Below are 12,964 nucleotides of genomic sequence, written 5' to 3'. Positions count from 1 at the left end.
TTTTTTGTAAACTCTATGAACAGGATATCATTTTTGTGTCATACTTTCAATGGGTAATTACATAAAATATTAATCGAAGGGGTGATAGCATGTCTAATTATCGGAGATTAATATCCTACATCTATGCTTATGAAGGTGGAATTAAGGGAAAAAACATCGGGTTTGCCAAAATTGAGGCAAGGAACGGGCAGTGCAAGATTCAGGTAAGTGTCAAAAAAGTATACGTGGGTAACAACGATATGGGTGTCTATCTGCTGGCGGGAAGCGACCAGATTCTCCTTGGTAAGATATTCATCCGTAACGGAGCAGGGGAGTTCCGGGCCGTGGTGTCGGCAGGAAATGTTGAAAACTCCGGCTGGAGTATGGACCAGTGTTACGGTCTGAGCATACATAGCGTAGAGGATTCCTGGCAGGCCTATACGACCATATGGGACGATGCGGTGACCCAGGCGGCGGAACTGCAGCCGGGGGAGACCGTGGAGCTTGATACGGTGGAGCACGCCGCCCAGCTGGAGCTTGACGAGGTGACGTCAGAGAATGTGGAAGTGGAACATATGGCTCAGATTCCGGATGCCAGCATCTCGGAGGAAACGGTGAATCAGATGGTGATGGAGCACAAGAGTTCCATCGTGGAAGAGATAGAAGCCGAGATTCAGGCCCAGAGCGAAGCCGACGAGCAGCAGGCCCAGGAGATTCAAGAGGCCCAGGAAATGAAACGGGCCCAGGAAGTACAACAGATGCAGCGCGCCCAGGCGATGCAGAGGGCGCAGACGATGCGGCAGCCAGAACCAAATGTGGAGGAAATGCCTGCGGCAGAGATACCGCAGCCAATCATGGCGGACCAGATTCTTCGGCCTAACATGGAGCCGTCCCAGACTCAGGCACCGGTCAATCAGACACCGGTTAATCAGACGCCGGTCAACCAGGCACCGGTTAATCAGACGCCGGTCAACCAGGCACCGGTTAATCAGACGCCGGTCAATCAGACGCCGATTAATCAGGCGCCGGTCAATCAGGCACCGGTCAATCAGACACCGGTCAATCAGACGCCAGTTAATCAGGCGCCGGTCAACCAAACGCCTGTCAATCCGGCCCCAGCCGGAATGGAGAATTGGGAATTTTTCAACCGCCTGGAGCGGGAAGAGAGGGAATCTGGCCAGCCGGACCGGCTGTGGCAGCATTTCAGAAAAACTTATCCAAAGATACAGGCATTTGACTACGCCAACGGATGTGAGATTTTGATGGTGAAACCGCAGGATATCGGCCTATTGCCCAGGGAGACCTGGACCTATGGCAACAACAGTTTTCTCCTGCACGGCTATTACAGCTACCGCTATCTCATTCTGGTCAAGCTGAACAATCCCGAGGGAAACCCAAGATATCTGCTGGGCGTCCCCGGACATTATTACAGCAATGAGAAATACATGGCGTCCATGTTCGGCTTCCCCAACTTCGTGCTGTCCAAATTGCAGCCGGCCGGGGACGCGCGGTTTGGATACTGGTACACCGACATCAACATGGGCAATCAGTAATCCACGCCCCGCAGCTCCACACGATGGATATATGGTTTTAAAATATCCATAAAAGAAAGAAGTTCCTGCTTATTACAGCTTGTAAATCCTGGCTGAAGGACGTTCTCGCTTTCTACATAATTCTGCAGAAAGTAAGCGGAACATCCCTTCAGCCAGGCCCCTATTTTGGCGAAATCATCCGCCGTATGTAATTCCCGCACCACCGTGGTCCGGAATTCATAAGGGACAGCCCCGCCCATCAGGAAGGACACACTTTCCATGATGCCTTCGGTGGAAAGCGAGGGAACACCCGCCACAACCGGATACCGCTCCGGACAGCTTTTAATATCCATAGCCACATAGTCCAGCAGCTGTTCTTCGCACAGGTGTCTTAGAACCTCCGGCCGGAACCCATTGGTATCCAGCTTAATCAGGTATCCGTAAGAGCGGAGTCTCCGAATCAGGTCCTCCAGTTCCTCAGGAAACAGCGTAGGTTCCCCGCCTGTGATGCAGACGCCCTCCAGAATCGAGGCGCGCTTTTTAAAAAAGCCCAGCAGCTCTTCCAGGGAAAACAGCGCTTCGGCATCATTTCCCAGCAGTTCCTTGTTGTGGCAGAAGGGGCATCGGAAATTGCACCCGCCCAAAAAGACCGTGGCCGCCACATGCCCCGGATAGTCCAGTAACGTTGTTTTCTGTAATCCACATATTTTCATATTATCATTTCCAATTCTATTAATTTCGTATATACTTGTTACAGTATAGCACAGATTGGAAAGAAGAGGAATCCGTATGAAAGGGATGGAACCAAAAGAGATGGAGCTGGAAGAAAAATATATGAGGGAAGCGATCCGTCAGGCGAAGAAGGCCGGGAAGCTGGGGGAAGTTCCCATAGGCTGTGTGATTGTATACCAGAATAAAATCATCGGACGCGGTTATAACCGAAGAATTATAGATAAAAATGTATTATCCCACGCAGAAATTATCGCCATCAAAAAGGCGTGCAAGGTGATGGGAGACTGGCGGCTGGAGGACTGCACCATGTATGTAACCTTAGAGCCCTGCCCCATGTGCGCCGGAGCCATTGTTCAGGCGAGAATCCCCCGCGTGGTCATCGGCTGTATGAATCCCAAAGCCGGCTGCGCCGGTTCCGTACTGGACATGCTCCACGAGGATGGATTCAACCACCAGGTGGAGACCTCCATCGGCATGATGGAAGAAGAGTGCTCTACCATGTTAAAAGAATTTTTCAGAGAGCTGAGACGCTCCAAATCATAGGCAGAGAAAGATGGTCACGTATCACTGTCCACCTGCCGCAGCAGACTGCGCACCAGGATGACGGTTGATATGGTAAAAAATATCTCCAGTGCGCTGCTGATGATTCCCGCCAGCACCAGAAGAAATGCAGAAAAACAGGTGATGGCAATCAGGGACTTCAAATAAGTTCGATAAGTCTCTCTGTCGCCCTGATACAGCCGCCAAACAATCAGATACAAACACAACATCAGGCAGACAGCCGCCACAAAGGCAAAGATGATGTGCAGAAATGATTTTAACGGCAGTACTTCAGGCAGATATGGCGTGGTGAGCGCAAATGTGAGCAGCACCAGGGACGTGGGAATCAGGAAAGTGCCTTTTGGCTTTACCTCCATCCGCCTGACTATCCGTCTCAGGCACCAGAAAAAGTAAATTCCCACCATAAGGCCCCACAGGACGAATTCCTCGGAGCGCCCAATCATATTTCCAAGCACGGAAAAATTGGTAGTAAACCAGTTAGTTCCCGCCACAAACCATATGGTATATAAAGGAATCAGAAGATATGCAACAAAATTCAGGAACATGGGAACCTCCGTTTTATCCAGGATTTTCAAAATGACATGATAACAAGCATACTAGAAGTATGAGAAATAATCCATAGAAAAATTCTAAAGTTTTTATAGTATCTTTCTAAAAGATTAAGAGGTGTCAGCCTTGACAAAAACCGCCCGTCAGGGTATACTTAACAAGCTGTTTCCCACTTGGGAAATGGCACCGGAACAGTCATAAAGTTTCCGCGCAGCCGGGGAGATAGCGGTGCCCTGTACCTGCAATCCGCTCTAGCAGGGGTGATGTCTTACCCCGGGTATGTTATTGCAGAGCTGCCCTTTGTAAGTGGCGATGACGTTTGGGTCTTACGCAACGGGAATTCATGAACCGTGTCAGGACAGGAATGTAGCAGCACTAAGTGAAACCTTCCGTGTGCCGTGAGGCTGCCTGGACTGAGTTAACTGCAGAGGTAACGTCTGTGATAGCTATTCAAAGTAAGACGCGCGGATTAAAAATAATCATTAAAATATGGATGACAGCCTTCGGGGATGAAACGCCCTGAGGGCTTTTTTCCGGTTCTTCATGGATTTTTAAGAGATTTTCACTTGCCCCGGTCAAGCCTTTGTATTATAATTACACAATGGGAGTAGTATGACTATCCGAAGAAAGGGACGATGAGGTCATGAGAATTGGAATGTTAACGAGCGGCGGAGACTGCCAGAGTCTGAATGCAACCATGAGAGGTGTTGCGAAGTCTTTATACAAAATGTTTGATGATTTGGAGATTATCGGTTTTGAAGACGGCTACAAAGGATTAATCTACGCAGACTACCATGTGATGAAGCCCTCGGACTTTTCGGGAATCCTGACGGAAGGCGGAACCATTCTTGGGACTTCGAGACAACCCTTCAAGCTGATGCGTGTTCCGGACGACAACGGACTGGACAAAGTGGAGGCGATGAAGCATACTTACAAAAAGTTAAAACTGGAGTGCCTGGTGGTGCTTGGCGGCAACGGAAGCCAGAAGACGGCCAATTTGCTGCGTGAGGAGGGACTGAACATCGTATCCCTGCCCAAGACCATTGACAATGATTTGTGGGGCACTGACATGACCTTCGGATTTCAGAGCGCCGTGAACGTGGCGACCAACGCCATCGACTGCATTCACACCACAGCCGCATCCCACGGCCGCGTTTTCATCGTGGAAGTGATGGGGCATAAGGTGGGATGGCTGACACTGCACGCCGGAATTGCCGGCGGCGCCGATATCATTCTCCTGCCGGAGATACCTTACGATATCAATGTGGTGGTAGACGCGCTTCGGGAGCGCAGCAGACAGGGGAAGAGATTCTCCATCCTGGCCGTTGCGGAAGGCGCTATCTCCAAAGAGGACGCCAGTCTGACAAAGAAAGAATTAAAAGAAAAGAAGAAAACAGGAGTGGTTTATCCATCCGTGGCCTACGAGCTGGGCGCCCGCATCGAGGAGATGACGGGACAGGAAGTCCGGGTTACGGTTCCGGGCCATATGCAGCGAGGAGGAGAGCCATGTCCGTATGACCGCGTGCTGTCTACCCGTCTGGGGGCGGAAGCGGCGCTGTTGATTAAGAATAAAGAATATGGATATATGGTGTCAGTGGATAACAATGATATCACCAAAGTTCCACTGGAAGAGGTTGCCGGAAAATTAAAGACGGTGGACCCGTCCTGCTCCATGATTCGAGAGGCTAAGATGGTTGGTATCTGCTTCGGAGACGAATAGAATAAAAAGGAGTCCTTTACTTCATGTCTTATACCGCGTTATATAGAAAATGGCGCCCCACGTCCTTCGAGGATGTCAAGGGCCAGGACCACATAGTACAGACTTTAAAAAATCAAATAACGTCACAGCGTATTGGACATGCATACCTTTTTTGTGGAACGAGGGGAACCGGTAAGACCAGTATCGCCAAGATATTTGCGAGAGCGGTCAACTGTGAACACCCCATAGATGGAAGCCCCTGTAACGAATGCGCGTCATGTAAGAATATTCTGTCAGCATCGTCATTGAATGTGATGGAGATAGATGCCGCTTCCAATAACGGTGTGGAGAACATCCGTGAAATCAGGGAGCAGGTACAGTATCCGCCCACAGAGGGGAATTATAAGGTTTATATCATCGACGAGGTTCATATGCTGTCAACGGGAGCATTTAACGCCCTGCTAAAGACGCTGGAGGAACCGCCGTCATATGTGATATTTATACTGGCTACCACGGAGGTGCACAAGATACCGATCACGGTGCTGTCCCGGTGCCAGAGATATGATTTTAAGAGAATTACCATTGGAACACTGGCGGACCGCTTGAGAGAACTGTCTCTGGCGGAACACATAGAAGTGGAAGACAAAGCGCTGACATACATTGCCAAGGCGGCAGACGGGTCCATGCGAGATGCATTAAGCCTGCTGGACCAGTGTGTCGCGTTTCACTATGGCGAAAAATTGACCTACGACCAGGCGCTGGAGGTGCTGGGAGCGGTTGACACCACCGTATTCAGCCAGCTGTTCCGGGCCGTGAGGGAAGAAAAGACAAAAGACTGCATTTACAAGCTGGAGGAACTGGTGATTCAGGGCCGGGAATTGTCACAGTTTGTCAATGATTTTATCTGGTATATGAGAAATCTGCTGGTGTTGAAGACGACGGAGGCGGCCGAGGACATTCTGGATATGTCGGCGGACAACCGCAAAATGCTGGAGGAGGATGCCAAACTTGCAGATGAGGAGACGCTGATGCGTTACATCCGCATTTTCTCAGAGTTGTCCAATCAGCTGCGGTATGCCAGCCAGAAGCGGGTGCTGGTGGAGCTTGCATTTATCAAGCTGACCAAGCCGGCTATGGAGCACAATCTGGATTCCATCATTGAGCGGTTGAACCGGATAGAAGACCAGCTGGAGGAAGGCGTTCCGGTGAATCCTTCCATGCTGGGGCAGGTGGCTGCGGGAGCGCCTGTTACACCGGCGGCCGAAGCGGTTCCTGCCACCCCGCCGGAACAGGTGGTGCTTCCCAAGGCGCAGCTGGAGGATTTACAGCTGGTTCGCAAGGAATGGGGAAAGATCATCAGGGAACTGGGCGGCGTGATACGCTCCAGCTTCCGGGATACCATCGTAGAGCCCAGCGGAGACAGCTGTCTGTGTGTGGTGTTTGGCAGTGTGGACAATTACGAGATAGGAAGAAGGCCCACGGCGCTGGGAGAACTGGAGCGGTATGTGGAGTCTGTGTATGGCAAGGCGATTTACTTCAAGGCCCGGTTGAAGGGCGGCGGAGAGCGGATGGATACCATCTACATTACGGACGAGGATTTGAAAGAAAATATCCATATGGATATTACAATAGAAGAGAAAGAAGAAAATTAGAGCATGACAGTATTTTGGCAGTATGATATAACTGCGGAATAATAATAGAAATCAGGAGGATGACACCATGGCAAAACGTGGCGGTTTTCCAGGCGGAATGCCTGGCAATATGAACAATATCATGAAGCAGGCTCAGAGAATGCAGAGACAGATGGAAGAGACAACCAAAGAGCTTGAGACAAAAGAATACACGGCGTCTGCCGGCGGCGGAGCAGTCAGTGTGACCGTTTCCGGCAAAAAAGAAGTGACAGCGGTAAAATTATCGGAAGAGGTAGTGGACCCGGATGATATTGAGATGCTGGAAGATTTGATTGTGGCAGCTACCAACGAGGCGTTCCGTCAGATGGAGGAAGAGTCCAGCGCGGCAATGGCCAAATTAACCGGCGGCTTAGGCGGCATGGGCGGAGGATTTCCTTTCTAATTATGGATTATTACAGTAGTCAGATAACAAAGTTAATTGAAGAATTATCAAAACTCCCCGGCATTGGCGCCAAGTCCGCACAGCGGCTGGCATTTCACATAATCAATATGCCGGCGGAGCAGGTGGAACGTCTGTCCGGCGCCATGGTGGAGGCCAGACAGAATGTGCGGTATTGTAAAGAATGCTTCACGCTGACGGACAAGGAGCTTTGTCCCATCTGCAGCAGTGAGAAGCGGGACCACCACACCATTATGGTTGTGGAGAATACCAGAGATTTGGCTGCTTACGAAAAAACGGGAAAATACGATGGAGTTTATCACGTACTCCATGGAGCCATCTCTCCCATGCTGGGAATCGGACCGGGGGAGATAAAGCTGAAAGAACTGATGCAGAGACTTCAAGGTGACATCACAGAAGTTATCATAGCCACGAATTCCAGTCTTGAGGGCGAAACGACAGCGATGTATATCAGCAAATTAATCAAGCCGACAGGGATTAAAGTCAGCCGGATTGCCAGTGGTGTTCCGGTGGGCGGCGATTTGGAATACATAGATGAAGTGACATTGCTTCGCGCTCTGGAAGGCAGAGTGGAACTGTAACTATTGATAAAAGCGTTAGGAGATGGGGACAATGGATAAGTACGAGTTTAACATTAAAGTTGAACAGATTAAAAAACTGGTAAATAAAGGCGACTATGAGACCGCTATGAAGATAGCGGATACCATAGACTGGAGGCGGGTCAGAAGTGCGAATCTGCTTGCTCTGGTTGCGGAGATATACGAAAATAACGAGGAGTACCAGGAGGCAAAAGAGGTTTTGCTCCTGGCTTTTGAGCGCGCGCCCATCGGCAAACGCCTTCTCTATAAGCTGGCAGACTTAGCGTTAAAGGAAAACAACTTAAGAGAAGCGGAAGACTATTATCGAGAATTCTGTGACCTTGCCCCGGAAGACCCAAGACAGCACCTGCTCCGCTATCAGATTCTGAAAGCGAAGAAGGCGCCGGATGAGCAGTTAATCCATTCCCTGGAACGCTATACCAATACGGAACTTGATGAGAGATGGCTTTACGAGTTGGCGGAATTATACTGCCGTGCAGGTAAAGAGGAGGAATGTATCCAGACCTGCGACAAGATTATGCTGATGTTCGGCCTGGGCAAATTCGTGGATAAGGCCATGCAGTTGAAGGTGCAGTATGCGCCTCTTAGCACCTATCAGATGGATTTGATTGAGAACCGGGATAAATACGAAGAGAAACTTCGGGCTGTGGAGCAGGAATTTGGCGACGAGACCCGTGAAATTATGGGTGGCGGATATGAAAATCAGGGCCGTGAGCAGGAGCGTCCCATGGAGATGGCCCCGGAAGCCCAGAGACAGGAAGAGCGTTACGGTTCTCAGGAGGAATCAGGAGCGCCTTATCCCGATGCGGATGCCACGGCCAGAAGATATTCCAAACCAGGGCCTGTGGACGAGATGTACCGTGAGCCGGAGATGACGGCTGACCCGTACCGGGGTGAGGAAACTCCTGCAATGAGTTATTCCAAACCCCAGCCTGTTGCAGGAATGGGCGGCATGTCGGAGCGTCAGCGGATGGCTGACACGCAGCCGGTATATGTGGGAAATGAACCGGCAAGAGGGCCGGAGGATATGGATATCAATCTTGGAGGACAGCCAAATCCTTACCAGACCATGGAGGAGGAGATGGAGGCCCGGATTCATCAGGCGGAGGCGGAAGAGAGACTGGCCCGCGAGATGTCCAAGATAGCCATCGAGGAATACAATGGCCCGCAATCTCCTATGGAGCAGACCAAGGTAATCGGTAATATCCGGGAAATCCTTTCTTCATATACGGCAAACGGTGCGCTGCCTGGAAAAGAAATGATTGAGCAGTTTGTATCAGGTGGCCGTGCAGCCGGTAATGGCGGGAAGTCAAACTTGGTGAAGCCGACAAGGAAGCCGGCTGGGCGGGAGGAAGTTATGCGCAGAGCAGCGGAAGTTAATTATTTAATGATAGAGACGCGCACTCCTGAAAAAGGTCTGGAACTGGCAGTCGAGGTACTGAAACGATTACATAAAGAAAAAGGCACCAAATGTCCGGTTGTTAAAATATCCGGAAGCAAACTGAGCCGCAAAGGTGTCATGGAATCTTCGGATAAGCTGATGGATAAAGATTTGATAATCGAGGAAGCCGGAGATTTAACAGTTGTAGCGTTGATTGAGCTTGCAGATTTAATAGAGAGTTCGGAAATCCGGGTGGTTATGATTGACAACCCGAGACAGATTGAATCCATGACCCGTGTGAATCCGTCCCTGGGTTCCCTGTTTACGGTAATCAGCCTGGGTGAAGATGGAGAACTGGATATCAGGAGACCGGAGCCGCTTGAGGAGCCGGAGGAAGAGAACGTTCAGGTGATTGAGGAGCCGGTAGAAAAGGCCCCGATAGAAATCGTTCCGGAGCCGGTGGCGGCAGTTGTCGTGGAAGAACCGGTTGTGGAAACGCCAGTGGAGGAAGAGCCGGCCGTGGAAGAACCGGTGGCAGTTCCGGAAGCTGAGATGCCTGAGGCTGTGGAGCCGGAAGCAGAGGAAGAATCTGCGAAGCCGGAAGCAGTTCCGGAAGAGGCCGCAGCGGCGGTGACCGAAGAGACGGAGAGTGTTCCGGAAGAAACCACAGTTTCCGTGGAGGAAGCGGAACCGGCTCCGGCAACAGAAGAGAATACGGCGGCGGCCATGGCAGAATTCATGAAGCTGATGGAGAGTGTGATGGATGATGAGCCATCTGCGAAGAAGCCGGAGGCAGAGGCCGTACAGGGCGACAATACGGCGGCAGTTATGGCCGAGTTTATGAGACTGATGGAGAGTGTGATGGAAGACCCTGCGGCGGCCGGATTGGAAAAACCAATTGCGGAGACGGAGACCCCATTTGCAGGAGGGGAAGCGTCAGCGCCGGAGATACCGGTGACGCCGGTTATGCAGACCATCCAGCCGGAGAATCCGATGGCGGCGGCGATGGCGGCGGCCACCGCTGTTCCGACAGCAGGAACACCGGTAGTGCCGTTGATGACGGAGAACCATATGGGAGCCGCCACCGTGCCGATTGGAATGACAGGAATTCCGGTAGCTCCTGTCATGATGCAGCCGGTACAGTCTATTCCGCAGCCGATGCAGCAGCCATCCCGCGATATCTCCTCTTTGAAATCCGACGAGGAGATGGAGCTGCATGACTTTGTGGAGTACACCTGCAAATATGCCAGCGATATTGACTGCAGTATCACAGGCAAGAGTATGCTCGCTTTGTATGAGCGGATTGAGGTGATGGAGGAGAACGGAGTTCCCCTGACGAAGATTAATGCTGAGAACTTAATTGAAGAGGCGGCGGACAAGGCGGAGAAGTTTTCTTTCAAGAAACTATTTACAGGACTGTTCCATCCGCGTTATGATAAAGAAGGCCTTTTGATTTTGAGAGAAGAGCATTTTATGAACTAAAAGAGGATATTATGAGTATAAAACTGGTTGCATTTGATTTGGATGGCACGATGCTTGACAGCAAAAAGCAGGTATCTCCCCGGAATATGGAGGCGATGAAAGCCTGTGTGGAGCGTGGGATTTATGTGGTACCGGCTACGGGAAGAACGATTATTGGCATTCCGGAGGAGATTAAATCTCTTCCGGGAGTGCGCTACGCAATTACACTGAATGGCGCCATTGTGTGGGATATGGAGAAATCCACGATTGTCAGTGAGGAGCGGCTTGAGAAAGATGTGACGATGGAAATTCTGGATTTGGTCAGTCAATACCATGTGATGTATGATGTATACATCAATGGCGTTGGCATTTCCGAGGCCAGATTTTTCTATCATCTGGATGAATACAATCTTTCTGAGGAGATGCAGAAGCTGGTGAGACTTACCCGAACCGTGGTTCCGGATATCAAGGAATACGTAAAAGAAAGTCCGGTTTTGCCTGAGAAGATTAATCTTTATTTCGACAATATGGAGATGAGGGAAGAAATCAGAGGACTTGTCAACGCGAGAGGAGACGTGATTGTCAGCTCCTCCATGTGGAACAATCTGGAGATTAATACCTTGAGCGCTACGAAGGGAGCGGGGCTGGCCCATCTGGCCGCTTACCTGGGGTTTGGGATGGATGAGACCATGGCCTGCGGCGATGGGGAAAATGATTTCAATATGATTCAGATGGCAGGTATGGGCGTTGCCATGGATAATGGCGAGGAGCAGCTGAAGCAATTGGCAGATTATGTGACAGCAAGTAATGACGAGGACGGAGTGGCTCTGGCCATAGAAAAGTTCGCGTTGTGTAAGTGATGCGGAAAATGCGGGGAATCCATCCGGCTTGACGCATGTGACAGCAAGAGGAAGATATGAAAAATTGGTTAGAGATAGCAGTTGCGGTTTTTTTAATAGGTATGGTTCTGAACGGACATTATAAAGGGTTTATCCGTTTGGCGGTCTCCATGGTGGCATTCGTTGCCACCTTAGTTATTGTCAACATGGCGATGCCGAAAGTGTCGGTGATGTTGAAGGAGAACACGCCCATCGTCACCTGGATACAGCAGGGAGTGGAGAAAGCCTCCGGCCTGGAGTTTGCAAAGGAGTCCGGAGTTGGCGAGGGAATGCCGGCGGAACAGAGGATGGCCATCGAGGGACTGAATATCCCGGAAGAAATCAAGGAGATACTGATTGCCAACAACAATAACGAAGTGTATCAGGCTCTTGGCGTGGAGGCATTTACAGATTATATTGGTAATTACCTGGCCAATATTATTGTGAACCTGGTTGGCTTTGTGCTGTTGTTCGTGGTGATCTATGTGGTGATCCATCTGATTATGAGCGCTTTGGATGTGATGGCAAGACTTCCGATTCTGTCAGGGCTCAATAAAGTGGCTGGAGCGCTGCTTGGCGGCGTCCAGGGACTGCTCTATCTGTGGGTGGGCTGTCTGGTTCTGACGGCATGCTCCAGCGCGGGTTGGGCGATGGCTCTGATTCGCCAGATAGAGGCAAGTAGCTGGCTGACGGTACTGTATCATTATAATATCGTATCGAAGCTGGCGTTTGGGATTATTCAGGGGATTATATCTTAGTAATTGTAGATATTATATGTGCAATTAATGTAAGTCATGGGGAAAGAACATAAAAATCTTTGTCCCATGACTTTTTCTGGCTTTTTTGGGTAATACTAAATATAGGATAAATATAGAAATAATGGCATATCTTGTGGATTTTTTCGAAGTGTAAAAATTGTTCAAAAAAATCACACAAATCTCTTGACAACTGGGTGGGTTAAGTGTTATATTATAACTCCACCGTGAGATACGGGGGTGGCCTGAAAGGGCTGAGAAAAAGTTTTAAAGAAAATGAAAAAAGTTGTTGACAAAGTTAAAACAGTATGATATGATTATTGAGTTGCTGTTGAAACGAGAAAGCAACAAAACGAACCTTGATAATTGAAGATTGAACAGTATGTAAAACCCTGAAAATTCTAATAAATAAGCCACGTTTGACATGGCTTTGAATGAGAAAATTCAGAACGAATACAATGTAATTGTATACGAACCAAACAACAAGTAAAACGGGAAAAAAATTAGCTAACGTTAGTTTTGACCCCGGATTAAACAACCATTTAACATGAGAGTTTGATCCTGGCTCAGGATGAACGCTGGCGGCGTGCTTAACACATGCAAGTCGAGCGAAGCATTTTTAATGAAGTTTTCGGATGGATTTAGATTTGACTTAGCGGCGGACGGGTGAGTAACGCGTGGGTAACCTGCCTTATACTGGGGGATAACAGTTAGAAATGACTGCTAATACCGCATAAGCGCACAGTG

Annotated in this window: 10 protein-coding genes, 1 rRNA gene, 1 other RNA gene and 2 pseudogenes; 12 read left to right on the top strand and 2 right to left on the bottom strand. The window is 49.7% G+C overall.

Annotated elements, in window-relative coordinates:
- Nucleotides 1-89: 89 nt before the first annotated feature.
- Nucleotides 90-462 (top strand): annotated as a pseudogene (locus HMPREF9473_RS28830) (DUF6128 domain-containing protein); the annotation flags it as partial.
- Between the two features lie 707 nt (nt 463-1,169).
- Nucleotides 1,170-1,532, top strand: a pseudogene (locus HMPREF9473_RS28825) (DUF6128 domain-containing protein); the annotation flags it as partial.
- On the opposite strand, the gene HMPREF9473_RS25155 reads toward HMPREF9473_RS28825, so the two are convergent.
- Nucleotides 1,526-2,224, bottom strand: a complete 699-nt coding sequence (locus tag HMPREF9473_RS25155; protein ID WP_006783047.1) for an anaerobic ribonucleoside-triphosphate reductase activating protein — start codon at nt 2,222-2,224, stop codon at nt 1,526-1,528. The pseudogene HMPREF9473_RS28825 and the gene HMPREF9473_RS25155 sit on opposite strands and share 7 nt — an antisense overlap.
- Nucleotides 2,225-2,324: 100 nt before the next feature.
- On the opposite strand from HMPREF9473_RS25155, the gene tadA reads away from it, so the two are divergent.
- Nucleotides 2,325-2,786, top strand: coding sequence for a tRNA adenosine(34) deaminase TadA (gene tadA, locus HMPREF9473_RS25150; protein WP_034860201.1), 462 nt, complete (start codon nt 2,325-2,327; stop codon nt 2,784-2,786).
- A gap of 14 nt (nt 2,787-2,800) precedes the next feature.
- Here the strand turns inward: tadA and HMPREF9473_RS25145 are convergent, their stop codons facing one another.
- Complete coding sequence (locus HMPREF9473_RS25145) at nt 2,801-3,349, bottom strand: hypothetical protein (protein ID WP_006783045.1); 549 nt, start codon at nt 3,347-3,349, stop codon at nt 2,801-2,803.
- Nucleotides 3,350-3,559: 210 nt separating this feature from the next.
- Between HMPREF9473_RS25145 and ffs the strand changes: the two genes are divergently transcribed.
- The 9 genes from ffs to HMPREF9473_RS25105 form a co-directional block, all read left to right on the top strand.
- Nucleotides 3,560-3,821, top strand: an RNA gene (ffs, locus tag HMPREF9473_RS27100) — signal recognition particle sRNA large type.
- Nucleotides 3,822-3,996: 175 nt separating this feature from the next.
- Nucleotides 3,997-5,073, top strand: a complete 1,077-nt coding sequence (locus HMPREF9473_RS25140; RefSeq protein ID WP_006783044.1) for a 6-phosphofructokinase — start codon at nt 3,997-3,999, stop codon at nt 5,071-5,073.
- Nucleotides 5,074-5,096: 23 nt separating this feature from the next.
- Nucleotides 5,097-6,704 carry a DNA polymerase III subunit gamma/tau gene (dnaX, locus tag HMPREF9473_RS25135; RefSeq protein ID WP_006783043.1) on the top strand — a complete coding sequence of 536 codons (1,608 nt, stop codon included), beginning with the start codon at nt 5,097-5,099 and terminating at the stop codon, nt 6,702-6,704.
- A 67-nt stretch (nt 6,705-6,771) separates the two neighbouring features.
- Nucleotides 6,772-7,125: a YbaB/EbfC family nucleoid-associated protein gene (locus tag HMPREF9473_RS25130; RefSeq protein WP_006783042.1), complete on the top strand. Its 354-nt coding sequence runs from the start codon at nt 6,772-6,774 to the stop codon at nt 7,123-7,125.
- A 2-nt stretch (nt 7,126-7,127) separates the two neighbouring features.
- Nucleotides 7,128-7,724 carry a recombination mediator RecR gene (recR, locus tag HMPREF9473_RS25125; protein WP_006783041.1) on the top strand — a complete coding sequence of 199 codons (597 nt, stop codon included), beginning with the start codon at nt 7,128-7,130 and terminating at the stop codon, nt 7,722-7,724.
- A gap of 31 nt (nt 7,725-7,755) precedes the next feature.
- Nucleotides 7,756-10,605 carry a tetratricopeptide repeat protein gene (locus HMPREF9473_RS28335; RefSeq protein ID WP_006783040.1) on the top strand — a complete coding sequence of 950 codons (2,850 nt, stop codon included), beginning with the start codon at nt 7,756-7,758 and terminating at the stop codon, nt 10,603-10,605.
- 11 nt (nt 10,606-10,616) lie between these two features.
- Nucleotides 10,617-11,444, top strand: coding sequence for a Cof-type HAD-IIB family hydrolase (locus HMPREF9473_RS25115; RefSeq protein WP_006783039.1), 828 nt, complete (start codon nt 10,617-10,619; stop codon nt 11,442-11,444).
- 56 nt (nt 11,445-11,500) lie between these two features.
- Complete coding sequence (locus HMPREF9473_RS25110; protein WP_006783038.1) at nt 11,501-12,220, top strand: CvpA family protein; 720 nt, start codon at nt 11,501-11,503, stop codon at nt 12,218-12,220.
- A 540-nt stretch (nt 12,221-12,760) separates the two neighbouring features.
- A 16S ribosomal RNA gene (locus tag HMPREF9473_RS25105) occupies nt 12,761-12,964 on the top strand; the annotation flags it as partial.

Origin of the sequence: Hungatella hathewayi WAL-18680, assembly GCF_000235505.1 — a bacterium.
GTDB classification, from domain to species: Bacteria; Bacillota; Clostridia; order Lachnospirales; family Lachnospiraceae; genus Hungatella_A; species Hungatella_A hathewayi_A.
This window is presented reverse-complemented; position numbering and strand designations above follow the sequence as displayed.